Origin of the sequence: Kineosporia sp. NBRC 101731 (assembly GCF_030269305.1) — a bacterium.
In the GTDB taxonomy this organism is placed as follows: domain Bacteria; phylum Actinomycetota; class Actinomycetes; order Actinomycetales; family Kineosporiaceae; genus Kineosporia.
This window is the reverse complement of sequence record NZ_BSTC01000001.1, coordinates 1,394,118-1,417,429: the sequence shown is the minus strand read 5'-3', so window position 1 is coordinate 1,417,429 and position 23,312 is coordinate 1,394,118. Positions and strand designations below refer to the sequence as shown.

The following is a 23,312-nucleotide window of genomic DNA, read 5'->3' as shown; positions in this document are numbered from 1 at the left end:
CAACGCTCGTTGATCACACCCCGGATCGCCTGCACCCCTCTACCCTGGGCTGATGCAAAGCAGCTTGTTCCACGAGTCGAATCTCGAGATCAACGGCCAGAACCGTTTCGCGCTGCAGAACTCGCAGATGCTGCGGGTCGCGCTCGGTCCCGACGTGCTCGCGACCAAGGGGGCGATGGTCGCGTTCCAGGGGCAGGTCACCTTCAACCACGAGGGGTCCGGCAGCGTCGGTAAGTTCCTCAAGAAGGTGCTCACCAACGAAGACCTGCCGCTCATGCGGGTCAGCGGCCAGGGTGAGGTCTTCTTCGCCAACGAGGCCGGTTACGTGCATCTCGTCGAGCTGACCGGCGACGCCCTCAGCGTCAACGGGCAGAACCTCATCGCCTTCGACGCCAGCCTGGGCTGGGACATCAAACGGGTGCAGGGCGCCGGCATGATGGCCGGGGGCCTGTTCAACACGGTGCTCTCCGGTCAGGGCACCGTCGCCCTCGTCTCCGTCGGCCAGCCCGTCGTGCTGGACTGCTCCCAGCAGCCCACCTACGTCGACGTACAGGCCGCCGTGGCCTGGTCGGCGAACCTGGTGCCGAACATCGTCTCGAGCATGAACATGCGCTCGATGCTCCGCGGAGGCACCGGCGAGGCGTTCCAGTATGCCTTCCACGGGCCGGGTTTCGTGATCGTTCAGCCCAGCGAGTGGAGTGCTGCCGCGCAGCAGGCGCAGTCGGCCGGTGGTGGCGGCGGCGGTCTGGGTGGCCTGTTCACCTGAGTTCCACCGGAGAACTCACGCCCACGGGGAGTGGGCCGGACCGGTCGCCTCGCCCCTGCCGGTCACCCGTCAGTGGCCCGTCGCCTCAGCGATCCGCCGGCGGCACAGGCCCCTGACCGTTGTGTACACCTGGTACATCCGGTACCGGATGTACCAGGTGTACACAACGCGGACCGCTCGGCTCCCGGGCCGGATGCGGCCGGCTCCCCCACCGACCGGGCACCTCCCGTCAGCCACCACCCCGGCCGGCCGCGACGTCCCTCATTGACCGACCGAGAACCGCTCTCCCAGCCAGGTGCACAGATCCTCGAGCACGGGCATCGAGACGCCGTGCCCGCCCGGTGCGCGCAGGGCGTGCACGAGCGCGCCGGAGCCGTCGGTCAGGTACTGCCAGGTGCGGTCGAGCAGCTCGCGCGGGATGACCACGTCATCGAGCCCCTGCCCGACGAAAACCGGTAGCCCGGCGAGGTGGTCGGCGTCCACCGGAACCCCGGCGTCGAACGGGAGCGTGCCGTAGAGAATCGCCGCACCGGCGAAACGCTGCGGCCGGTCGAGGATCAGGCCACCCGCGAAGGCCGCCCCACCGGAGAACCCGACCAGGTACACCGGCCGCTCCCCCGCGAAGGGGTCGAGCCAGGCGGTGAACCAGTCCATGGTCTCGCGCAGCGACTGCGCCCGCGGCCGCCCGATACCCCGGTTGGCGAACCAGGCGTAACCCCCACCCTCGGCGATCGGCGCCCGGACGGCGACGTACTGCGCCCCTTCCGGCAGATGCCCGGCCAGACCGATGATGTCCGCCTCGTTCGAGCCCCGCCCGTGCAGCAGAACCACCAGCGGACGCCCGGCGTCACCGTCCGGCCCGGCCTTCGCGACGACGGGGTCAGGGAAGATTTTGTTGAGCATTCAAATAGATTACCGCACGGATTCGGCCCGGCGAAGAGCCGAACGACGGACAGCCCCGCCGTCGCCTTCCGCGCCGATCAGGACGCGACTGCCGACCACGAGTCCGATGACCAGGACCCTTCATGGCCGCGTCACCCGTCGCGGCCTGCGGGCGCCGGTCGGGTTCTTGCGGAAGAGGGATTCCTGGGCCAGGCCGGCGACCAGCCGGCCGTCCGCGGAGAAGATGCGCCCGGAGTACATGCCCCGGCCCACCGCGAGGGAGTGGCCGGTCAGGTCCATGAGCACCCAGCCGTTCATGTCGACCGGGCGGTGGAACCAGATGGCGTGGTCGAGGCTGGTCAGCAGGGTGTCGGGTGAGGGGACGGCCAGGGTGGACAGACCGGTGAGGACGTCCGACAGGTAGGTCAGGACACAGGCGTGCAGGTGCGGCTCGTCGGGGATCCGGATCTGCGGGCGGGCCCAGACCCGGGACGGGCGGGCATCCGGCCGCCGCTCCCCCGGAAGGGCGGGCTCCCACCAGGGTTCGGCGTTCTGGCGACCCGAAAGACCACCCGGCGCCTCGAAGAAGTCGATGCCGATCGTGCCCGCCCTCAGCTCGGTCGCGTCCGGACCGGGGAGGGGCTCGTCGGGCATCTTCTCGGCCTGCACGTCGGGGCCGTCCTCCGGGACGTGGAACGACGCCGCCAGGTTGAAAATCACCTGGCCGCCCTGCCGCGCCACCACCCGGCGGGCGGAGTACGAGCGCCCGTCCCGGTCCCGATGAACCTCGAACACCACCGGGCGCCCCGGATCTCCGGGGCGCAGGAAGTATCCGTGCAGTGAGTGCACCACCCGGTCGGCCGTGACGGTGAGGCCTGCCGCCCGCAGGGTCTGGGCGGCGACCTGGCCACCGAAGAGGCCGTACGGATCGGGGTGGAGCGCGCTCGTGCGGTAGAGGTCGGTGTCGAGCTCTTCCAGGGTGAGCAGATCCAGCAGCGTGAGCGCGGTGATGACTACCTCCCGATGACGAATGCACCGGAGCGTACCCACGGGCGGATGGTGGCTCCCGCCCCGTCGGCGGGTGATCGACGGGCCTCGGTAACGAGAGGATCGTCCGGTGCTGAATCAACCTGACGAGATCATGGCCGCGTTCCGGGGAACCGCCCTGGACGGGATGGACGTCGATCCGGTTCCGGACTGCGATGTGCTGGCGGTTCAGTGGCCGGACCCCAGCGACGTGCTCACCGGCTGGAGGGCGGCGCGGGACGTGATGGCCGTGACCGGACGACGCCCGGTCGCGGTCTCCGACAACTACGAACTCGGGTTCCCCGAGGTCGAGCCGGCCGCACTGGCCCGGATCGAGACGGCCGCCTTCTCTCTGGACCCGTGGCCCGGGATGTACGGCCGGGAGAGCGACGAACCCGTGGAGACCGTCAATCTGGAGACCGTCTCGCAGCTCCTGGGCTTCTGGCGGACCGGACCGGAATGGAATCCCGACGCCCTGGCGCGTGAGCTCCTGCCCGGCATACCGGCCTCGATCACCTGGAACGGCCTGAACCGCCACCTCCTCGATCAGATCTGGGACGACCCGGCGCGGCTCGCGCAGCTGAGTCACCCCGGTGGGAAGGAGACCTCCGGGGCACTGAACTGGTACATCCCCGATCACGTCTACCTGGCTCTGCTCCCCACGACCAGTGCCTGGTCGCCGATGACCTGGCTGGACTATTTCGGCGAGGACAACCATCAGGTTCTGGCCGCCTGCCTGCAGCAATGGCATCAGGCCTGGGGTGCCGAACTCGTCGCGTCCTGGGGAACCATGCTCCAGTTCGTCAGCACCCGGCGACCGCGCTTCGGGCCGGAAGCCTGGAACCTCGCGCGGCAGCAGCTGGCACTGGGAGGCAGTCTCCAGATACCCCAGATCTCGCTGGCCTGGGACCTGGCCCACACCAACGCCTGGTTCCTCCACGACCGCCCCTAGCGGTCGATTCATCGATACGCACCAGAGGTAGCAGTGAATCCACATCACTGCTACCTTTGTTTCGTATCGCCGCTACGGACACGTCGCGGCAGTAATTTCCTGGAGGAGAGCCATGAGCCAGCAGCGCGTAGCAGTCGTCACCGGGGCCAGCCGGGGTATCGGCCGGCAGATCGCCCTCACCCTGGCCACGCAGGGGCAGGCCGTCGTCGTCGGGTACGCGGGGCGGGCCGAGGCCGCCGCCGCCGTGGTGCAGGAGATCACCGCCGCGGGCGGACGGGCCGTGGCCTTCCAGGCCGACGTCGCCGACGAGCACGCGGTCGCAGCGATGTTCGACACGGCGGAGGCCGAGTTCGGCAGTGTCGACGTGGTGGTGAACTCGGCCGGGCGGATGTCTCTGACCACGATCGCCGAGATCAACCTCGACGACCTGGATGCCATGCACCGCACCAACATCCGTGGCACCTTCGTGGTCCTGCGGGAAGCGGCGCGGCGGGTGCGCGCGGGTGGCGCCGTGGTCACGCTGTCGACCTCGGTGGTCGGGCTACAGTTCCCGACCTACGGCGGCTACGCGGCCAGTAAGGGTGCGGTCGAGGCGGCCACGCTGATCCTGGCCCGCGAACTGCGGGGGCGTGACATCACGGTCAACACGGTGGCCCCCGGCCCGACGGCGACCGAGCTGTTCCTCGAGGGCAAAGACCAGCCCACGATCGACCACCTGGCCAAGCAGGCTCCGCTGGAGCGCCTGGGCACCCCGGAAGACATTGCCGACGTCGTGGCCTTCCTGGCCGGGCCGACCGGCCGCTGGGTCAACGGTCAGGTGCTCCGCGCCAACGGCGGAATCATCTAAATCCTCACTGCGAAAAACAATCCCAAGGAGAGTCATGCCTTTCGCGAACCTGAAGGTCCCCGCCGGAACCCTCACCCCCGAGTCCAAGAAGATCCTCATCGACGCCGTCACCGATGCCTACGGCCAGGTCTACGGCGATCAGGCCCGGCAGAACGCCCTCGTCATCGTCGAAGAGGTGGCCGACGGCGGCTGGGGCCTGGGCAGCACTGTGCTGACCGCCGAGATGCTCGGGCGCCACTGACCGTCGCTGCGGCAGAGGCCCTCAGGGCTGGAGATCGGCCGTGAACTCGGCCAGGCGGGAAAGGCCCTGCCGGAGTTCGGCGACCGAGGCCGAGTAGGAGAGCCGCACGTAGCGGTCAGCACCGCCCGGGCCGAAATCCTTTCCGGGGGTGAGAGCTACATGTTTCTCCGCCAGGGCCCGCTCGCAGAAGTCCCAGGCGCTCAGGCCGGTTCCACTCACGTCGAAGTAGACATAGAAGGCGCCGTCGGGCAGTACCGGCACGGGGAGGCCTGCCGCTTCCAGGCCGGCCAGCACCACGGCCCGGCGGCGCTCGAACTCCTCGCGCCGGTCCTCGGCCACCTGCAACGACTGCGGCGTGAAGCATTCCAGGGCCGCGAACTGGGCCGGGGTGGAGGGGCAGATGTAGTAGTTCTGCGCCAGACGTTCCATCACCGGCACGAATGCGTCCGGCACCACGCACCAGCCGAGCCGCCATCCGGTCATGCCGAAGTACTTGGAGAAGCTGTTGATGACGAAGGCGTCCGGGTCGACGGACAGCACGCTGGCCGGGGCCCGTCCCGCCGCGTCCCGGGTGCCGAGGTTCAGGTAGATCTCGTCGACGATGCGCCAGGCGTCGCGCGAGCGGGCGAAGTCGCAGATGTTTCGCAGTTCGGCGGTATCGATGGAGGTGCCGGTCGGGTTCGAAGGGGTGGCGATCATGATGCCGCGGGTGTCGTCGGCCCAGTGCGCCTTCACGGCGGGCAGATCCAGCTGGAACCGGGACTCGGGGGTGGTGGGCACCAGAATGACCTCGGCACCGAAGCTTTCGGCGAACTGGCGATTGCACGGGTAGGACGGGTCGCTGATCAGTACCTTGTCGCCGGCGTCGACGAGAGCGGCGCTCACCAACAACAGGGCGGCCGAGGCGCCGGCGGTGACGATGATGCGGCGGGGGTCGACCTCGACATCGTGCTCCTGGCGGTAGAAGCCGGCGATGGCCTCGCGCAGTTCCAGAAGACCGGTGGCCCCGGTGTAGGGCAGGGGGCGGCCGTCGGCGACCTTCTGCAGCGCGCTCAGCACGGCCGGGGGCGCACCGAAGTCGGGCTCCCCCAGGTTCAGCTTCACCACGTGATGGCCCTGGGTCTCGAGAGCCTGAGCCCGCTTGGCGAACTCCATCGCGTAGAAGGGCTGGACGGCCTGGGCACGCTGCGACGCTCTCACCCGGCCAGCATAAGGAGCGCCCGGCGAAGGGACACGAAGGGCATATTCGGGGGTGCGCGCCGCGGCCACGGGCAGAACGGGCATGATGCGGCAGGAACTTGGGCTGGGCGCACACGTGGAGGCACGATGTCAGGGGCGGTCGCAGCTCTGCTGGAAGTGAAAGACCTCGAGGTGGGGTACGGGCTTCCGGTCTGCCCACCGATCACGCTGACCCTGTCGCCGGGCGACGTGGTGGCCGTGGTCGGCGCCAACGGCTCGGGCAAGTCCACCCTGCTGCGCACGGTGGTCGGGCTGCTGGCGCCGCTGGGCGGGACGATGAATCTGCTGGGGTCCGGTCTGGACGAGCGCAGCAGCGCGTTCCGGGCGGCGGTGGCCTCCGAACTGGGCGACGAGGCGTTCTTCCCCAGCCTGACCGTGCGCGAGCACCTGATGCTGACGTGCTTCGGCCACGGGGTGGACGACCCGGTCAGCGTGACCAACTATCAGCTGGATGCTTTCGGTCTCACCGAGCGGGCCGAGGCGATGCCGGGGGCCCTGAGCTCCGGGCAGCGACGACGTCTGCTGCTCGCAGCCACGTTCGCCCGGCCGCGCGCCCTGATGATCCTCGACGAGCCCGAGCAGCGCCTCGACGCCGCCATCCGCGACGCCCTGGCCGACTGGCTGGTCGAGGAACGCTCGGAAGGTGGCGGCGTTCTGATGGCCACGCACGACCCCCAGCTGGTCTCGGTTGCGGCGACGAAGGTGGTGGCGATCTCCGACACCGAGGTCCGGGTGGTCGATCCCGAGCGCGGGGCCGCGATCATCCGGAACGAACTGTGAGCCCCGCTCTTCCCACCGGCGGCCAGGTCCGCCGGGTCACCCGCGACGCCAGCAACTACCACTCCGAGGCCAAACTCACCGACCTGCTGGGCGACGTCTACATCGGAGTCTTCGCCGTTGCGATGGCCTCGACGATGGTCTTCTCCCTGAGCACCCGGCTCGCCCCCGGCGAGGGCCCGTTCCGCCAGGCCGCCCAGGACGGACCGGGTCTGGCGGTCGGCTGGATCGCGGTGCTGCCCGCGATCGCCGCCGTCGCGGCCTTCATCGGGCTGGTCACGCGGCTCGGGCCGCTGTCCTTGTCCGGGGCCGAGAGCACCTGGTGGCTCCCGCTTCCCGTCGACCGACGCTCGCTGCTGCGGCCCGCCGCCTACCGGTGGCCGGGGATCGGCCTGGTGGTCGGCGCGGTGTGCGGGGCCGCCGTCTCGTTCGCCCTGCCGGCCGGACCGGCCGCCATGGCCGGCACGACCGCACTGTTCGCCGCCCTCACGGTGACGCTGGTGATCACGGCCGGGCAGCTGCAGAGCCGCCCCACCGCGCACCGCGCGATCCGGGTGGCCGCGGATCTGGTGACCGCGGGCGTCCCCTTGTTCGGCATTCTCATGGCCCTTTCGCGCACGGCCCCGCCGGGCACCACCTGGGTCGCCCTGCCGGTCGCCGTGGTGCTGCTCGTCGTCGCGATCGGGCTGGCCGTCAGCTGGGACCGGCGGCTCGGCGACGTGCACGCCGTGAGCCTGCGGCACAGCGGAGCGGTGACGGACGAGGCTCTGGTCGCCGTGCTCTCGCTGGACACCAGAGCCCTGGGGCGCGCGCTGGCGGTCCGCACGCAATCGCCCCGCCGGGCTCGCTCCTCGACGATGAAATGGCTGACCCGCGTGCCCCGGTCGTGGAGGCCTCAGGCCGCCCTGATCACCTCGGACGTGCTGCTCTTCCTGCGCACCCCGCGCCAGCCCGTGCAGGTGCTCGTGGCCCTGGGTCTGCCCGTCCTCGGGCTGCTGGTGCCCGACCCCGGTCCGGCCAGCACGATCGTGCTCCTGCTGATCGGCGCCTACCTGGCTTCGCTGGCCACCGTCGAGGGCGCCCGCCGGGCCCAGATCAGTCCCGGGCTGGACGCGGCGTTCCCGATCGGCCAGCGCGACGTGCGCCTGACCCGGATGGCACTGCCGATCGTGGTAATGGAGTTCTGGTTCATCGTCATCACCGCGGTCCTGGGCTGGCGCTTCGGCGATCCGGCCTGGTGGGTGCTGCTCGGCGTGCTGTCGGCCCCGGCCTGGGCCGCCGCCGCGGTCCGGGGCGCGTACCGGCCCAACGCGACGTTCGGCGGCCCGACGATCACCTCGCCGATGGGAGCCCTGCCACCGGGCCTGGCCTCGTCGGTCGTGAAGGGCCCGGACGTCGCACTGATCGGCAGTGTGCCGATCGTGGTGGCGCTCATCCTCGGTTCCACCCATCCGGAACTGCTGTCGCTCCAGGTACTGCTCAGCGGTGTCGCCGTGGCCATAGCGCTCCATCAGAAGACCGAGAACCCGGAAGAAGCCAACCCGAGAGAGAAGCCGTGACCGACATCGCCCCTCCCGACGCGCACGTGCAGGACGCCTGGATCGCCCTGCTCGACGCCCTGGCCCGCGCCGGATACGCCGTGGACGAGCTGGCCCGGCCCGGCGCTTCCCCGGCCCAGTTCGCCAGGGCCCAGGAGACCGTCGGCCGGGCTCTACCCGCCGACCTGGCCGGGCTCTACCAACTGAGCGACGGTCAGACGAACTACGCCGACCTGGCCGACGACGACGCGGGCCGCGAGCGGGGTCGATGGGTCGGCCCGGTCTTCGGCGACGGCTGGACCTTCGACCCGATCGGCGAACTGGCCGACGCCTGGACCCATCTGGAGAACGTCCGGGCACACTTCAAGCCGGGCGAGATGGCCCAGGAACTCGACCGGGCGGTCACCGTGCGCGGGAACGACCCGGTCCTGGGCGTGTACAGCTCGCCGGACTGGATCCCCTTCGCCTCGGACGGGGGCGGCAACTTCCTCGCCGCCGACCTGGCTCCCCGCCCCGGCGGCACCGTGGGGCAGGTCATCGTGATCGGCCGCGACGAGGACCTGCGCCGGGTGCTCGCCCCCGGCCTCGTCGAGCTGCTGCGATGGTGCACCGAGCGACTCGGTGACCTCGATCCGGATCAGGCCGATCCGGAGGAACTGGCGGAGGGCGTGCTGGTGTACGACCTCGAAGTCAGCTGAGCATGGTGATCGCTCCGCGTCTCGCCGGCGCCTCGGCTCATCCCACCCAGCCGGTGACGGCCGGAACCTGAGACCAGAAGGCGTTCATCACCGGGTTCGGCACGGGCGAGGTCATCGCCCGCTGGGTGAGCAGGATGCCCGCCGAGCCCAGCGCCGGGTCACAGGCCCAAGCCGTGCCCAGGCCACCGCTCCACCCGTACGAGCCGGCCGACTCACCGTCGCCCGCGACCGTTCGCACCGCCAGGCCCAGGCCCCAGCCGTGCGTGTCGAAGAACCCGGGAACCCATTCGGTGTGCGCCTTCTGGGCCGGGCTCAGCTGGTCGCGGGTCATCTCGGCGAACAGTTCTCCCGACAGCAGCCGCCGCCCGCCGACGACTCCCCGACCGAGCATCAGCCGGGTGAAGGCCAGACAGTCGTCGACCGTCGAGACCAGTCCCCCGGCCGCCGATTCCAGGGGCGGCGGCGCGGTCCACTGCCCACCCCGGGCCGGGTCGAACAGCTCGAGACCCCCGTCGGCACCCACGGTGTAGCTGACCGCCAGACGCCCGACGGCGCCCTCCGTCACCCAGAAACCCGTGTCCGGCATTCCCAGCGGCTCGAAAAGGTACTCCCGCAGCACCTCGTCGAGCGAAGCGCCGGTGGCCCGCGCCATCAGGACACCCAGCACGTCGCTCGCGGTGTTGTACATCCACTGTGCCCCGGGCTGGTGCAGCAACGGCAGGGCCCCGAGCCGGGCCAGGTACTCGTCGCCCGGGAGTGTGTGCGCAGGCCGGGGTGGACCGGGCGGACCGAAGGCGGCCTCGATCTCCGCCTGGATCGGGTAGGTGCCCGGCCCGGCCATCACCACCCCGAAACCCGCCGTGAAGGCAAGCAGATCGCGCACGACGATGGCCCTTTCGACGGGGACCGTGTCGCCGACCGGCGCCCCCAGTTCCCGCAGCACGCGCGGCGCGGCCAGTTCGGGCAGCAGCCGGCCGACCGGCTCGTCCAGCCCGAACCGCCCCTCGTCGATGAGTCGCAGGGCCGCGAAGGCCGCCATCGGCTTGGTCATGGACGCGATCCGGAAGATCGTGTCGCGCCGCACCGGCACGCCACCCTCCACCGCCGTCGCGCCCGCGCAGAACACGTCCACGTCGTCACCACGCACCACCGCGGTCACCAGCCCCGGCACCTCACCCGCGGTGACGTTCGCAGCCAGGTCGGCATGGAGCTTCTCGAGGGCTTCGACGGGCATCGGCACAGGTTCGCCTCCGGTTCGCGACAACGACGGTCACCCCTGAGGACGAGACACACCACCCGAACTCATCGCCCGTCCCGCGTTTCTACGCCGAACGGGGCTGCGCCTCCCGCCACGCCAGGAACCGCGCGATCACGGCCCGGTACCCACCACCGAAGGCGAACTCGTCGAGCAACCGCGCGGCCGCCTCACCCCGCACCACGTCGGCCGCCGGGATCCAGGCCGAGTAGAGCTGGACACCCCGCCGCGCCGCCCAGGTGATGCGCACGGATTCACCCGACCAGGCCTGCACCGCGGCCGGAACCACGGTCAGCACCTCACCGCCGTCACCCCGCAGCAGCGCCAGCACGGGAACAGCCTCCGGCGGCGTGCGCACCCGCTCGAAGGGATCACTAGGAAGACTCTGACGGACGGCTCGGGACTGCATCGGTCGCACGTAGCACCACCCCCGCAATTGGTGTGCCGGACACGCCGATTCTATCGAACATTTGTTCGAACAACTACACCTCCGTGATCATGCAAAACCTCCCCAGAGTTCTAGAACTCCTTGCATGAGAGTTCTAGAACGTCGGGGAGGTTTTGCATGATCACGGAAGGTTTGCTGGGGTCGTTGCATCTCCCGCAGAGTCAGGCTGGGACCGCTGACGCCAGGACCACCAGGGCCTCGCCCGGGGCCACCTGGGCTCCGGAAACAGCGGGGACCTCGTGAACCACCCCGGCTGCGGTCGCCTGCACCGAGGCCTCCATCTTCATCGCCTCGAGGACCACCACGTCCTGCCCCACCTCGACCACGTCCCCCGGCTTCACCAGCACCTTCCACACGTTGGCGACGAAGGGGGCATCCACTCGGGAACCACCCGCCGGCACCACCACCTCGACCGGCTCCGGCACCACCGCGGCCGCCGCCTGCTCGGCCCGGTCGAACTCGCCCGCCGCCTCCCAGGCCCGGCGCTCCGCCTCGAACGCCCCGGCCTGCACCTGGCGGAAGGCCGTGATCGAGTCCGCGTTCTCGGCCAGGAACCGCTCGTGCTCGGCCAGGGAGAAGCTGCCCTCGGTGATGTCCGGCGTGCTGCGCCCCGCGGCCAGGTCGGCCCGCAGGTCGAGCAATTCCTCGGGTGACACCGGGTACCAGCTGATCCGGTCGAAGAAGTCGAGCAGCCAGGGGTTCTGGCCGGGATCCGGATAGGTGCGCCAGACCTGGGTGGTACGCCCGACGAACTGGTAGCCGCCCGGGCCCTCCATGCCGTAGATGCACAGGTACGCGCCACCGATGCCGACGGAGTTCTCCGCGGTCCAGGTGCGGGCCGGGTTGTACTTGGTGGTGACCAGCCGGTGCCGTGGGTCGAGCGGGGTGGCGACGGGAGCGCCGAGGTAGACGTCGCCCAGCCCGAGCACCAGGTACTCGGCATCGAAAACGGTGCGGTAGACGTCGTCCGGGGTGTCGAGACCGTTGATCCGGCGGATGAACTCGATGTTCCAGGGGCACCACGGGGCGTCGTCGCGCACACCGGCCATGTACCGCTCGATGGCCAGGCGCGTCGCCGGGTCGTCCCAGCTCAGCGGCAGCCGCACACGACGACTGGGCACCACCAGGTCGCTCGCCGACGGCAGATCACGCTCCACCTCGGTCAGGATGCCGAGCAGCCGCTGGACCGGCAGGACGTCCGGGTCGACATGGACCTGCAGGCTGCGGATTCCGGGGGTCAGGTCGACGACCCCTCGCAGGTCGAGCTCGGCCAGCCGCCGGTGCAGTGCGTGCACCCGCGCCCGCAGGCCCAGATCCAGCACGATCGGCCCGTATTCGATCAGGACGTTGTCGTCACCGCTGCGGCGGTAGGTCACCTCGGGGGCAGCGCCTTCGGCAGGGATACGCTGGAGGACGCCGTCCTCGCCCGCCACTGTCGGCAAGGCTTCCGTCCGGGTCACGAAAGACACCGTGTCACCCGGGCGCAACTGCCCGAGTTTCCAGCGCTCGGAACGGATCACCGTCACTGGGCAGACGAAACCGCCGAGCGACGGGCCGTCCGGGCCGAGCAGGATCGGGGTGTCCCCGGTGAAGTCGAGAGCGCCGACCGAGTAGGCGTTGTCGTGGATGTTCGAGGGGTGCAGCCCGGCCTCGCCACCGTCCCGGCGGGCCCACACCGGTTTCGGGCCGATCAGCCGCACTCCGGTCCGGGCCGAGTTGAAATGCACCTCGTAGCGGGAGTTCAGGATCTGGCGCAGGTCGTCACGGGTGAAGAACTCCGGGGCGCCGTGCGGGCCGACCAGCACGGTCAGGTTCCAGTGGTGGGTGAAGGGCTCAGGCCGCAGAGGGGTCTGGACCTCTGCTGTCGAACGACCCAGGCGCAGCACGTCACCGGGCCGCAACGCCCGCCCACCGTGACCGCCGAACCCGCCCAGGGTGAAGGTCGCGGCCGAGCCGAGGTACTGCGGTACGTCGAAGCCACCGGCCACGGTCAGGTACGTGCGCAGCCCGGCGCTCGCCTCCCCGACCGAGACCACCGATCCGGCCGCGACATCCACCACCCTCCAGTGCTCGATCGGGGTGCCGTCCACCGTGACCGGCGCGGGTGCCCCGGTCACGCAGATCCGCGTGGCGTGCGTGAACGTCAGTTCCGGTCCGTTCGCCGTGCATTCGAGACCGGCGGCGTTGTCGTCGTTCCCGAGCAACCGGTTACCGGCCCGCAGTGACCGGTCGTCCATCGCGCCGCTCGGCGGCACCCCGACCTGCCAGAAACCCTGCCGGCCGTCCGCGTCCTGGATCGTCGTCATCAGGCCCGGCCGGCCGACGGTGACCCGCGGCTCGGGATCACCCAGGTCGTCGAGGGTCCCGGTGTGGTGCTCCAGGCCGGTGAACTCCGCCAGGCGCGTGACCGTGCGCAGCAGGCCGAGATTCACCTCGACCCCGTCGAACCGGGTCTTCCCCAGGGCCTCACCGAGGCCCCGCAGCGCCGCGTCCCGGTCGGCACCGCTCACGATCACCTTGGCCAGCAGCGGGTCGTAGTCGGTCGGGATCCGGGTGCCGGTGGCGACCCAGCCGTCCACCCGGACACCCGGCGTCTCGGGGAACTCGACCCGGGTCAGCAGACCGGCGTTGGGCCGGAACCCGGCCGCCGGGTCCTCGGCATAGACACGCGCTTCCACCGCGTGGCCCGAGACCGGGACCGATCCGTCGGGATAGGCCTTCAGCAGGTCCTTCTCACCGGAGGCGAGCCGGAGCATCCACGCGACCAGATCGACACCGGTGACCGCCTCGGTCACCGGGTGCTCCACCTGGAGGCGGGCGTTCACCTCCAGGAACGAGGCCTCGCCGCGCTGCGCGTCGTAGACGAACTCGACCGTGCCGGCCGACCGGTAACCGACCGACGCCAGCAGGTTGCGGGCCGAGGAGTGCAACCGCTCCCGCAGCTCGTCGGGAAGGCCCGGGGCCGGGGCCTCCTCCACCACTTTCTGGTGCCGCCGCTGCAAGGAGCAGTCGCGGTCACCGAGCGAGACCACGGTTCCGGTGCCGTCGCCGAACACCTGGACCTCGACATGACGGGCGCGTTCCACGTATCGCTCGGCGAACACCCCGGTGTCGCCGAAACTGCGCTCCGCGAGACCGGAGACCCGCTCGTACCCGGCCCGCAGCTCTGCCTCGTCCCGGCACACCGACATCCCGATGCCACCGCCCCCGCCGGTGGCCTTGAGCATGACCGGGTAGCCGACGGCAGCCACCGCGGCCACCGCATCGTCGGCCGACGCCAGCAGCCCGGTGCCCGGGAACACCGGCACTCCCGCGGCCACCGCCGCCGCCCGGGCGGTGTGCTTGGCCCCGAGCAGACGCAGCTGCTCCGGGGTCGGGCCGACCCAGATCAGCCCGGCCGCCTCGACCCGCTCCGCGAACGCCGCGTCCTCGGAGAGGAATCCGTAGCCCGGATGCACGGCCTGCGCGCCCGTGCGCCGGGCGGCGTCGAGCAGGGCCTGCGGATCGAGGTAGCTGCGCGCCGGTCCGATGAGTACCGCCTCGTCGGCCTGCCGTACGTGCGCCGAAGCCCGGTCGACCTCGGAGAACACCGCGATGGTGCGCATCCCGAGGCTCCGCGCCGAGCGGATGATGCGGCAGGCGATCTCACCGCGGTTGGCCACCAGCAGGGCGCCGATCCGTTCCGCCACTGTCCCCGTCACCGACTTTCTGTTGATTGACAGAAAGTCAAGACACGACCGATTGACGCCACGTTCCGCGCCGGTTAAGTCGGTGTAACACGTTGTGCCGGGGGTAAATCCGGAAGCAGGACCTACACTCCTGGCCATGTCGTCCCTCGGTCGTCCCCGCGCGAAGGGGCCATCCACGTCCGGTCTCACCACCGAGCAGGACATCCTGGCCGCCGCGGCCCACCTGTTCTGCCAGGCCGGCTACGGCAGCACCAGCACGCACAAGATCGCCGCCCGGGCGGGCATCAGCCAGGCCTCGATGTACCACTACTTCCCGGGCAAACAGGCTATTTTGCTGCGCCTGCTGCTGGAGACGGTGCAACCCTCGGTGGAGTACGCCACGGCCCTGGCCGAACGCGACGACCCGGCGGACGTGCGCCTGCGGGCGCTGTGTCTCTACGACACCCGGCTGCTGCTGTCCGGGCACGACAATCTCGGATCGCTCTACCTGACCCCCGGGCTCGACCACGACGACTTCAGTGAGTTCCAGCTCGAGCGCGAACGGCTCTACGAGGTCTATCGCGAGCTGGTCGCGGGCGTGCTGGAGACCGATTCGAAAACCGCCCGACCAGCAGCGATGCTGGTCATCGGGCTGATCGAGTCGGTGATCCTGCGGCGCCGCACCGAGGGCGAGATGAACGCGGACGAGGTGGCCCCGGCGATCGCCGACGCCGCCCTGCGCATCCTGCGCGTCCCCGAGCGCCGATTGCTGAGTGTGGCCCGCGTCACTCTGGAAGCCGGTTTGGTTTAACCGAACTCAGCGGGCCGCGAATCACTCCGGAAACACTCGGCGGGCTGAATAGGGCCGACTTCCTATCAGTTGATCGAAAGTGTCACCGGCCGAGCGAGGAGCCCCATGAGCCGCCGAATGTCCCCTCACCGCAGGCACCTCCGCCGGAACCTCGGAGTCGGCGCCGGGCTGGCCACCATCACCCTGGCCCTCGCCGCCTGCTCGGGCGGCGCCTCGGGATCGGCCGGGGACCGGCCGGACGACGCGCTGCGCCTGGCGATCTCCTCCGAGATGCCGACGCTCGACCCGCAGACCGTTTACCAGTACGAGGGCAACCAGGTGCTCACGGCCGTCTACGAGGGGCTGCTCAGCTACAGCGCCGACTCCACCGACGAGATCGTGCCGATGCTGGCGAAGTCGTACAAGATCTCCGCCGACGGGCTCACCTACACCTTCGCCCTGCGCGACGACGTCACCTTCGCCGGTGGCCGGGCCATGACCGCCGCCGACGTCCAGGCGAGCTTCGAGCGCCTGGCCGCCCCCGGGGTGGAGTCCCAGATGGCTTACATGGTGGCCGGTGTCGCCAAGTACCAGACGCCCGACGACCACACCTTCGTGGTGAAGCTGAAGGCGCCCAGCAGCTCCTTCCTCTCCCTGGTCGCCAGCCCGTTCGGGCCGAAGGTGATCGACTCGCAGGTGCTGGAGGAGAACAAGGCCGACAACGCGCTGGAGTACCTCAAGACGCACACCGCCGGCACCGGGCCCTACCAGCTCGGCTCGATGACCGCGGGCCAGGAGTACGATCTCACCCGGCGCGACGACTACTGGGGTTCCGAGCCCTCTTTCGCAACGGTCACGGTGAAGGTGATCAGCGACGTGGCGACCCAGCTGCTGCAGCTGGAGGGCGGCGACCTGGACATCATCACCGGGCAGCCGGTGGCCACGCTGCAGCAGTTCGCGAAAGACGCCGACTACCAGGTGGAGCAGTTCCCGACCCTGCAGAAGGCCAACCTGCACGTCAAAACCAGCGGCACCCTGTCGGACGTGAAACTGCGCGAGGCACTGCGCGACTCGATCGACCGCACGACCCTGGTCAGCCAGGTCTGGGGCGACTACGCCAAGGTCTCCGGGCAGATGTACCCGGGCGGGATGGTGGCCGACGGCACGGCGACCGACACCTGGCAGACCGCGGCCGGCGACCTCGCGACCCTGGCCAAGGGCAAGACCATCACCCTCGGGTACATTGCCGGGCACACCGCCGACCAGCAGGCCTCCGAGGCGCTCCAGGCCCAGTGGACCGACGCCGGGGCCACCGTCGAACTGGTCGCTGTGCAGGGCAACGACATCTACGGATTGTCGGGCAGTCTCGACACCGCGCCGGACCTGCTCTTCGAGACCGCCTATCCGGACTCGGCCCACCCCGACACCTGGGCCCGGCTGTTCTGGTACTCCGACCTGACCAAGGGCAACGGCGCACTGAACTACCTGGCCGGGGGGACTCCCACCGCCGACCGGTACATCGACCGGGGCGCGGCGGCCACGAACGAGACGGTCGCCGAGAAGGCATACGGCGCAGCCGGGGACGCGATCCACGACGACGTCTCCTACATCACGCTGGCCGACATCGACGACGCGTTCATCATGAGCAAGGACCTGACCGGTGCGGGTCACTGGCTCCCGCTCTCCGTCACCCTCGACCTGCGCACCCTGAAGCGGAGCTGAGAACATGACAGTGGCGACCGCGACGCCGGGACGGCGGTGGTTCCGGCTCGCGGGGCCGCGACGGGGCGGGGCCGGGCGGCTGGAACTCTGGTGCCTGTACCTGATCGTCGCGCTCACGGTGATCCTGCCGTTCGCCCACTGGCTCGTGCCCTCGGGTGAGACCGAGATCGTGGGGACGCCTTTCCTGTCTCCGGGGACCCAGCACTGGCTGGGCACGGACGAACAGGGCCGCGACGTGCTCTCCCGGGTGGTCCTGGGTCTGGCCTCGTCCTGGTGGGGTGTGCTCGGGATCATCGTGTGCAGTCTGCTCATCGGGACGATCATCGGGACGATCGCCGGAACGCTCGGCGGCTGGGTGGACGCGGTGCTGATGCGCCTCACCGACGCCGTACTCGCGCTGCCCGGGCCCCTGGTCTCGCTGCTCGTGGTGGCGGCGCTCGGCCCCGGTCTGCGCAACGTGCTGCTGGCCGTCACGGCCACCTGGTGGCCCTGGTACGCCCGGATCGTCCGGAGCGAGGTGCGGGCCGTACGGGTACTCCCCCACGTGGACGCGGCCCGCTCGGCGGGGATGTCCCCGCTGCGGGTCGCCCTGCGTCACGTGCTGCCGGGGGTGCTGCGCCCGATCGTGGTCGTGGCCTCCCTCGACGTCGGATCGGTGCTGTTGCTGCTGGCCTCCCTCTCGTTCATCGGTCTCGGCGCACCCGCGCCGGCCGCGGAGATCGGGAGCATGTCGGCCGCCGGCTTCACCTATCTGTTCAGTGCGCCCTGGGTCGCCCTGGCCCCGGCCGCGGTGCTCTTCGTGGTGACCATGGCCGCCAACTTTGCCGGTGACGGTGTGCAGGAGCGGATCGGATGACGGGCTTCGTGCGGCAGTTCGGTGTTCGCCTGGCCTCGATGGCCGGGGTACTGCTGGTGCTGACCTTCGTGGTCGACCTGATTCAGCGGCAATTGCCCTCCGACCCGGCCCGGGTGCTGGCCGGGCGTACGGCCTCACCCGAGGCCCTGGCCGCGGCCCGGGAGCGGCTGGGTCTGGACGAGCCGCTGATCGCCCACTACGTGGGCTATCTCGGCCGTCTGCTCAACGGCGACCTCGGCACCTCGGTCTCCACCCGGCGGCCGGTGGCCGACGACATCGCCACCTATCTACCCGCCACGCTGGAACTGGTGCTGGTCGCGGCGTTGCTGGCCCTGATCGGCGGGCTGCTGCTCGGCGTGGTCGGGGCCCGGGACGGCCTGACCGGCGGCCTGGTGCGGGTGGTCTCGGTCGCCGGGGCCTCCGCCGCCTCGTTCCTGCTGGCGATCGTGCTGCTGCTCGTGTTCTACCGCGACCTGGGCTGGTTCCCGGCCGGTGGCCGGGGCGACACGGCCGACGGCCCGACCGGTATGACCCTGCTGGACTCGCTCCTGCACGGCGACCCGGGCGGATTCCTCGACGCGGTCTGGCACGTCGTCCTGCCCGCCGTGGTGCTGGCGCTCGGACCGGCGGTGGCGATCGGCCGGGTCCTGCGGGCCTCGCTGCGAGAGGTGATGGCGGCGGACTTCGTCCGCTCGGCCCGGGCCAAGGGCGCGGGCTGGTGGCTGACGGTGTGGCGACACGGACTGCGCAACGCCGCGGGGCCGGCCCTGTCGATGGCCGGGCTCCAGGTGAGCATCATGTTCGGTGGCTCCGTGGTGGTCGAGAGCCTCTTCTCCTGGCCGGGTCTGGGCCGCTACCTCTCCACCGCGATCGCTGCCTCCGACCTGGCCGCGATCACCGGCGTGGTGCTGGTGCTCGGGGTGGCCTACGTGCTGCTCAACTTCCTCGTGGACACCCTGCAGCTTCTGATCGATCCGCGACTGAGGGAGTCGGAGTGAGCAACATCGTGGCCCGGATCAGCGGTCTGACCGTCGATTTCGGGGACAAGCGGGCCGTGGACGGTGTGGACCTGGAGATCCGGGCCGGTGAGATCGTCGCACTGGTCGGTGAGTCCGGCTCCGGCAAGACGGTGCTGGGCAGTTGCCTGCTCGGCATCCCGCCCGCACACGCGCAGATCGGCGGCACCATCGAGATCGTCCCCCAGCCCCAAGGGGGCCGGGAGGTGCCCCCAGGTGTCGACATGCTGCACGGCCCCGAGAAGGCGCGCCACCACGTGCGCCGGCACCGGCTCGGCGCGGTCTTCCAGGATCCGCTGACCTCGCTCGACCCGACCATGAAGGCGGGGACGCAGGTCTGCGAACGCGGTGCCTCGGACGAACGCGGTGTGGCGGCGATGGCGGAGTGCGGTGTACCCGAGCCGGAGGCCCGTTTTCACTACTGGCCGCACCAGCTCTCCGGCGGTCTGCGGCAGCGGGTGAGCATCGCCGGGGCGATCGCGACCGATCCCGAGGAGGCACCCGCGCTGATCGTCGCAGACGAGCCGACCACGGCGCTCGACGTGAGTGTGCAGGCCACGGTGGTCGCCCTGTTCGCCCGGCTGCGCGAACAGCACGGCTGTTCGGTGCTGCTCATCACCCACGACCTCGGGGTGGCCGCGCAGATCGCCGACCGCATCGTGGTGATGTCGGCCGGGAGGATCCGCGAGCAGGGATCGGCCAGGAAGGTGCTGCGCTCGCCGGAGCACCCGTACACCCGGCAGCTGCTGGCATCGCGGCTGGACATCGCCGGCCCGTTCGGCGCAGCGGAAACCTCGTTCGCCACAGCGAACCCGGTGCTCCGACTGCGGAACATCACCAAGGACTTCCCCGTCCCGCATCACCGCCGGGAGAGTCGTCGCGTGCTGCACGGGGTTTCCCTGGACCTGGCCGAGGGCGAGTCGGTGGCGCTCGTGGGTGAGAGCGGCAGCGGCAAATCGACCCTGCTGCGGATCGCGGCCGGCCTCGAGCAGGCGACGGAAGGCAAGATCAGGAGTGCAGCGGACGCGCGTCCGCAGTTGATCTTTCAGGATGCGCGCGCCTCACTGACCCCGTGGATGCCGGTGGGCGCCCAGATCGCGGAGCGACTGGAGCTGGCCGGGATGGCCAGATCGGCCCGGCCGGGGCGGGTTGCCGAGCTTCTGGAGCAGGTCGGCCTGGATCCCGCGGTGGCCCGCTCGAGACCGCGCCAGATGTCGGGTGGGCAGTGCCAGCGCGCGGCGATCGCCCGGGCCCTGGCCTCCTCCCCCCGGGTGCTGCTGTGTGACGAGCCGGTCAGTGCGCTCGATGCCACACTGGCCACCCAGGTGGTGGAACTGCTCGACAACCTGCGCCGGACCACCGGTGTGGCGCTGCTGCTCGTGACGCACGACCTGGCCGTGGCCAAGCGCATCGCCGGGCGGATCGCGGTGATGACCGAAGGCCGGATCGTCGAGGAGGGTGAGGTGCGGAGGGTGTTCGAGGCACCGGAGCATGCGTACACCAAGAGCTTGCTGGCGGCTTCGCCCAGTCTGGCGGCTGTTTCGTGAGCGTGCGGGACTGGGACTCCGCGCTCGGCCTGACCGGCCGTCCACTGCGGATGCACCCGATGATCGTGGGCTACGAGCCGATCCCGGAGCCGGTCTCGGTGCCCGGCGGCGATCCGGCCCGGTTCCTGCTGGAACCGGTCACCGCGGCCGCCGTGGTGTACGAGAACGGCTGGCTGATGTTCGACAGCGGATTCAACGTCGACGTGGTGCGTGATCCGGCCGCCCGGGCGGAATATCTCAACTTCGACAGCTACACCGCCCTGCTACCACCCGGCGATCCGCTGGCCGACCAGGTCGCGGCGCTCGGGCTGTCCTGGCAGCAGCTCAAGGGATGCGGCATCTCGCACGTGCATCTCGATCACACCGGGGGCCTGCGCCTGGTGGACGCCCCGGTGCTGATCCAGCGCGCCGAGTACGAGTTCGCGCGGCGCATACCGGAACTCGACAGCAACTACGTCACCGTGCCGAGCGACTTCCTGCGCGAAGGCCTGGACATCGTGCTGCTCGACGGCGACACCGAACTGGCAGAAGGCGTCACCGCCCTGGACACCCGCGGCCACACCCCGGGCCACCAGTCGTTCCGGATCGAGCTGCCCACCCGTACGGTGGTTCTGGCCTGCGACGCGGCGGATCTGCGGCAGAACATCGTCGAGGCCCTGCCCTGCGGGACGACGATGCTCCCCGAGGACGAACCTCACGCCGTGACCGCGATCCGGCGTCTCCACGCCCTGGATCAGGAGGACGGGACCGAGGTCTGGCCGGGCCACGACCCGGACTGGGCGCCGTGGCGGGAGACCACGATCTCCTGACTGTGAGGTTCCTGTGATCTATTGACCGGATTTTTCGGACATATATGTCTTACGATCGCCCCTCTTGATCTACTTTTCACCAGGGGCGGTCGCAATCTCCACGCGGATCTCACGGCGCAGGCTGTTCCTGCTGCCGATCATCGTCATGCTGGCCCTGAGCCTTCTCCCCTTCGCCGGGAGCGCCCAGGCCGCAGCCTCGTACCAGCCGTCCCACACCTTCGCGGCGGTGAAGAAACGCGCCGCGATGCCGGCCAACTCGTGGCAGAAGTCCACGATCCGCAGTAAGAGCCAGCGCAACTGGTACCGGGTGAACCTCAAGACCCGTGGCTATCTCTACGCCCTGCTCGGGAGCCTGCCGGCCGACTACAACCTGCGGCTGTACGACGCGAAGGGCAAGCAGCTCAACGTGTCCGACCGCGCGGGGACGAAACCGGAGAGCATCGGGCGGATGCTCGACGCGGGTACGTACTACCTGCTGGTGGGCTCGTCGAAGGGTCACAGCAAGAGTAACTACGAGCTGATGGCCCGGGTCGTGCCGAGGAGCGCCACCATCGGTGTGCTCACCCAGCGTCTGGCCCGCACCTCGAACCACGCGGTCGGTGAGATCGTCAATGTCTCAGACAGTTGGCTCGAGGTCGTCCAGATGGATGTCTCGCTGTACGACTCCCGCGGAAAGCTGCTGAAGAAGTACAAGAAGCAGAGCAACCACCCCTGGATCCCGATCGCTCCCGGAGCCCGCGTCCACTATTCGGCATTCGTCGAGCGGGCCCCGTACTTCGAGCGGGCAGCCAGTGTGAAGGTGGTACCCCACTGGCAGGAGCAGACGGTCAGGACTCGTGTGGGTCTCAAGGTCTCCGGCCTGAAGAAGACGACGACCCGGGTCTACGGCGGTGGCGCCTGGTCCGATGTCGACTGGTCGGTGAAGGTCACCAATACCTCGAGCCGCACGGCTCATGACGTGAATGTGTTCCTCGAAGGCCGGGACAAGCGGGGCGTTGTGGTCGACATCGTCGACGGTATCTGGCAGCCCAATCTGGCTCCGGGCGCGACGAAGAAGTTCGTCGTCAGCCATTCCGGCCGACGCTCCACGCCGGTCCATTACACCGTTCGTGCCTACGAGACTTCCTGAGTTCCCCCACTGGAGGGCCTTCCATGTTCTCATCACTGATCTCCAGACGCAGGTTCCTGCTCCTGCCCGTGGCCGCCCTGCTGGTAATGGGTTTCCTGGTCTCGTCCGGCCCCACCTTCACCGGCCGGGCCGAGGCGGCCACGGCCTACGCGCCGTCCCACACCTTCGCCGCGGTGAAGAAGCGGGCCGCGATGCCCGCGAACACCTGGCAGAAGTCGACGATTCGTAGCAAGAGCCAGCGCAACTGGTACCGGGTCGATTTCAAGAGCCGCGGTTACCTCTACGCGCTGCTCGGAAACCTGCCCACCAACTACAACCTCGGCCTCTACGACGCATCGGGCAAGAAGCTCAACGCCTCGAACAGCTCGGGCACCAGCCCCGAGAAGATCGGGCGGATGCTGAACAAGGGCAGTTACTACCTGGTCGTCGCATCGCCCAAGGGCTACAGCAAGACCAAGTCCTACGACCTGATGGCACGCGTGGTGCCGGAGAGCCAGACCATCGGTGTGCTGACGCAGCGGATGAGCCGGAACTTCGAGAGCAGCGTGATCGGTGAGCTGGTCAATGTCTCGAACGAATGGCATTCGGTGCCGGTCCTGGACGTCTCGCTGTACGACGCCCAGGGGAAACTGCTGAAGACGTACAAGGAGAAGTTCAACGGGACCTGGGTCTTGATGGCCCCCGGATCCCGTGCCCCCTTCACCGTGTGGCCCGAAGCGTCGGCCGCGGTGCTGAAGAAGACGGCCAGTGCGAAGGTGAAGCCGTCATGGGGCACCCGGTCTGCGCTCAGCCCGGCGAAGCTCAAGGTCTCGGCGGTGAAGAAGACGTCGAGCAGCTACCACGGGATCACCACGGTCGAGTGGTCGGGGAAGGTCACCAACAACTCCAGCCGCAAGGTTCCCTACATCACGGTCGCCGTCGAGGCCCGGGACAAGCGTGGCGTCCTGGTCGGCGCGGACTTCAGCTGGGGCGACCTGCCCCTGGCGGCCGGGAAGACCCGGAAGTTCGAAACCACTTACAGTAACTGGCACTCCGGTCTGACCTACAGCGCCCACCCCTACGAATTCGTGCGCGAGAGCTGATCTCAGTGACGTCAGCCGGTTCGG

21 protein-coding genes are annotated in these 23,312 nt (G+C 69.7%); 15 read left to right on the top strand and 6 right to left on the bottom strand.

Annotation, left to right across the window (positions count from 1 at the left end):
• The first annotated feature begins 52 nt into the window (after positions 1 to 52).
• Positions 53 to 766, top strand: coding sequence for an AIM24 family protein (locus QSK05_RS06285; protein WP_285594815.1), 714 nt, complete (start codon positions 53 to 55; stop codon positions 764 to 766).
• 261 nt (positions 767 to 1,027) lie between these two features.
• On the opposite strand, the gene QSK05_RS06280 is transcribed toward QSK05_RS06285, so the two are convergent.
• Positions 1,028 to 1,669, bottom strand: coding sequence for an alpha/beta hydrolase (locus QSK05_RS06280; RefSeq protein WP_285594813.1), 642 nt, complete (start codon positions 1,667 to 1,669; stop codon positions 1,028 to 1,030).
• 120 nt (positions 1,670 to 1,789) lie between these two features.
• Positions 1,790 to 2,698 (bottom strand): acyl-CoA thioesterase, encoded by a 909-nt coding sequence (locus QSK05_RS06275; protein WP_285594811.1) that lies wholly within the window; start codon positions 2,696 to 2,698, stop codon positions 1,790 to 1,792.
• A gap of 67 nt (positions 2,699 to 2,765) precedes the next feature.
• Here QSK05_RS06275 and QSK05_RS06270 point away from each other — a divergent pair, with 67 nt between their 5' ends.
• The 3 genes from QSK05_RS06270 (at position 2,766) to QSK05_RS06260 (ending at position 4,714) form a co-directional block, all read left to right on the top strand.
• The gene (locus tag QSK05_RS06270; RefSeq protein WP_285594809.1) at positions 2,766 to 3,626 is read left to right on the top strand and encodes a DUF4253 domain-containing protein; all 861 of its coding nucleotides are present in this window, start codon (positions 2,766 to 2,768) and stop codon (positions 3,624 to 3,626) included.
• Positions 3,627 to 3,738: 112 nt separating this feature from the next.
• Complete coding sequence (locus QSK05_RS06265) at positions 3,739 to 4,473, top strand: SDR family oxidoreductase (protein WP_285594807.1); 735 nt, start codon at positions 3,739 to 3,741, stop codon at positions 4,471 to 4,473.
• A gap of 34 nt (positions 4,474 to 4,507) precedes the next feature.
• Positions 4,508 to 4,714 carry a tautomerase family protein gene (locus QSK05_RS06260; protein WP_285594802.1) on the top strand — a complete coding sequence of 69 codons (207 nt, stop codon included), beginning with the start codon at positions 4,508 to 4,510 and terminating at the stop codon, positions 4,712 to 4,714.
• A 21-nt stretch (positions 4,715 to 4,735) separates the two neighbouring features.
• On the opposite strand, the gene QSK05_RS06255 is transcribed toward QSK05_RS06260, so the two are convergent.
• On the bottom strand, positions 4,736 to 5,914 hold the full coding sequence (locus QSK05_RS06255; protein WP_285594800.1) for an aminotransferase class I/II-fold pyridoxal phosphate-dependent enzyme: 1,179 nt from the start codon (positions 5,912 to 5,914) through the stop codon (positions 4,736 to 4,738).
• Between the two features lie 126 nt (positions 5,915 to 6,040).
• On the opposite strand from QSK05_RS06255, the gene QSK05_RS06250 reads away from it, so the two are divergent.
• From QSK05_RS06250 to QSK05_RS06240, 3 genes are read left to right on the top strand one after another with little or no spacing between them, the layout of a single operon-like run.
• Entirely contained in the window at positions 6,041 to 6,733 is a 693-nt protein-coding gene (locus QSK05_RS06250) for an ABC transporter ATP-binding protein (protein ID WP_285594798.1), read from the top strand.
• A complete protein-coding gene (locus tag QSK05_RS06245; protein WP_285594796.1) occupies positions 6,730 to 8,289 on the top strand; it encodes a DUF6297 family protein in 1,560 nt (519 codons plus the stop codon). Before QSK05_RS06250 ends, QSK05_RS06245 begins: the two co-directional genes overlap by 4 nt.
• On the top strand, positions 8,286 to 8,966 hold the full coding sequence (locus QSK05_RS06240; protein WP_285594794.1) for an SMI1/KNR4 family protein: 681 nt from the start codon (positions 8,286 to 8,288) through the stop codon (positions 8,964 to 8,966). The genes QSK05_RS06245 and QSK05_RS06240 overlap by 4 nt, the downstream gene beginning before the upstream one ends.
• A 37-nt stretch (positions 8,967 to 9,003) precedes the next feature.
• On the opposite strand, the gene QSK05_RS06235 is transcribed toward QSK05_RS06240, so the two are convergent.
• The 3 genes from QSK05_RS06235 to QSK05_RS06225 form a co-directional block, all read right to left on the bottom strand.
• Positions 9,004 to 10,200, bottom strand: coding sequence for a serine hydrolase domain-containing protein (locus QSK05_RS06235; protein WP_285594792.1), 1,197 nt, complete (start codon positions 10,198 to 10,200; stop codon positions 9,004 to 9,006).
• A gap of 88 nt (positions 10,201 to 10,288) precedes the next feature.
• Positions 10,289 to 10,579, bottom strand: a complete 291-nt coding sequence (locus tag QSK05_RS06230) for a hypothetical protein (RefSeq protein WP_285594790.1) — start codon at positions 10,577 to 10,579, stop codon at positions 10,289 to 10,291.
• A 251-nt stretch (positions 10,580 to 10,830) separates the two neighbouring features.
• Positions 10,831 to 14,370 carry a 5-oxoprolinase/urea amidolyase family protein gene (locus QSK05_RS06225; RefSeq protein ID WP_285594788.1) on the bottom strand — a complete coding sequence of 1,180 codons (3,540 nt, stop codon included), beginning with the start codon at positions 14,368 to 14,370 and terminating at the stop codon, positions 10,831 to 10,833.
• A 124-nt stretch (positions 14,371 to 14,494) separates the two neighbouring features.
• Here QSK05_RS06225 and QSK05_RS06220 point away from each other — a divergent pair, with 124 nt between their 5' ends.
• The 8 genes from QSK05_RS06220 to QSK05_RS06185 all read left to right on the top strand — a co-directional run bounded on the left by QSK05_RS06220 (position 14,495) and on the right by QSK05_RS06185 (position 23,288).
• Positions 14,495 to 15,148, top strand: coding sequence for a TetR/AcrR family transcriptional regulator (locus QSK05_RS06220; protein ID WP_285594786.1), 654 nt, complete (start codon positions 14,495 to 14,497; stop codon positions 15,146 to 15,148).
• A gap of 105 nt (positions 15,149 to 15,253) precedes the next feature.
• Entirely contained in the window at positions 15,254 to 16,849 is a 1,596-nt protein-coding gene (locus QSK05_RS06215; protein WP_285594784.1) for an ABC transporter substrate-binding protein, read from the top strand.
• Positions 16,850 to 16,853: 4 nt separating this feature from the next.
• Positions 16,854 to 17,705 (top strand): ABC transporter permease, encoded by an 852-nt coding sequence (locus QSK05_RS06210; RefSeq protein ID WP_285594782.1) that lies wholly within the window; start codon positions 16,854 to 16,856, stop codon positions 17,703 to 17,705.
• A complete protein-coding gene (locus QSK05_RS06205) occupies positions 17,702 to 18,703 on the top strand; it encodes an ABC transporter permease (RefSeq protein WP_285594780.1) in 1,002 nt (333 codons plus the stop codon). The genes QSK05_RS06210 and QSK05_RS06205 overlap by 4 nt, the downstream gene beginning before the upstream one ends.
• Entirely contained in the window at positions 18,700 to 20,268 is a 1,569-nt protein-coding gene (locus QSK05_RS06200; RefSeq protein ID WP_285594778.1) for an ABC transporter ATP-binding protein, read from the top strand. The genes QSK05_RS06205 and QSK05_RS06200 overlap by 4 nt, the downstream gene beginning before the upstream one ends.
• Positions 20,265 to 21,077: an N-acyl homoserine lactonase family protein gene (locus QSK05_RS06195; RefSeq protein WP_285594776.1), complete on the top strand. Its 813-nt coding sequence runs from the start codon at positions 20,265 to 20,267 to the stop codon at positions 21,075 to 21,077. Before QSK05_RS06200 ends, QSK05_RS06195 begins: the two co-directional genes overlap by 4 nt.
• A gap of 64 nt (positions 21,078 to 21,141) precedes the next feature.
• Positions 21,142 to 22,206: a hypothetical protein gene (locus tag QSK05_RS06190; RefSeq protein ID WP_285594775.1), complete on the top strand. Its 1,065-nt coding sequence runs from the start codon at positions 21,142 to 21,144 to the stop codon at positions 22,204 to 22,206.
• A gap of 23 nt (positions 22,207 to 22,229) precedes the next feature.
• Positions 22,230 to 23,288, top strand: a complete 1,059-nt coding sequence (locus tag QSK05_RS06185) for an FxLYD domain-containing protein (RefSeq protein WP_285594774.1) — start codon at positions 22,230 to 22,232, stop codon at positions 23,286 to 23,288.
• Positions 23,289 to 23,312: the final 24 nt, after the last annotated feature.

What these genes read in the sequence shown, in the direction of transcription:
- QSK05_RS06265 (WP_285594807.1), top strand. Translation starts at nt 3,739, where the DNA reads ATGAGCCAGCAGCGCGTAGCAGTCGTCACCGGGGCCAGCCGGGGTATC.
- QSK05_RS06210 (WP_285594782.1), top strand. Translation starts at nt 16,854, where the DNA reads ATGACAGTGGCGACCGCGACGCCGGGACGGCGGTGGTTCCGGCTCGCG.
- QSK05_RS06285 (WP_285594815.1), top strand. Translation starts at nt 53, where the DNA reads ATGCAAAGCAGCTTGTTCCACGAGTCGAATCTCGAGATCAACGGCCAG.
- QSK05_RS06250 (WP_285594798.1), top strand. Translation starts at nt 6,041, where the DNA reads ATGTCAGGGGCGGTCGCAGCTCTGCTGGAAGTGAAAGACCTCGAGGTG.
- QSK05_RS06185 (WP_285594774.1), top strand. Translation starts at nt 22,230, where the DNA reads ATGTTCTCATCACTGATCTCCAGACGCAGGTTCCTGCTCCTGCCCGTG.
- QSK05_RS06280 (WP_285594813.1), bottom strand. Translation starts at nt 1,669, where the DNA reads ATGCTCAACAAAATCTTCCCTGACCCCGTCGTCGCGAAGGCCGGGCCG.
- QSK05_RS06205 (WP_285594780.1), top strand. Translation starts at nt 17,702, where the DNA reads ATGACGGGCTTCGTGCGGCAGTTCGGTGTTCGCCTGGCCTCGATGGCC.
- QSK05_RS06215 (WP_285594784.1), top strand. Translation starts at nt 15,254, where the DNA reads ATGAGCCGCCGAATGTCCCCTCACCGCAGGCACCTCCGCCGGAACCTC.
- QSK05_RS06235 (WP_285594792.1), bottom strand. Translation starts at nt 10,200, where the DNA reads ATGCCCGTCGAAGCCCTCGAGAAGCTCCATGCCGACCTGGCTGCGAAC.
- QSK05_RS06260 (WP_285594802.1), top strand. Translation starts at nt 4,508, where the DNA reads ATGCCTTTCGCGAACCTGAAGGTCCCCGCCGGAACCCTCACCCCCGAG.
- QSK05_RS06220 (WP_285594786.1), top strand. Translation starts at nt 14,495, where the DNA reads ATGTCGTCCCTCGGTCGTCCCCGCGCGAAGGGGCCATCCACGTCCGGT.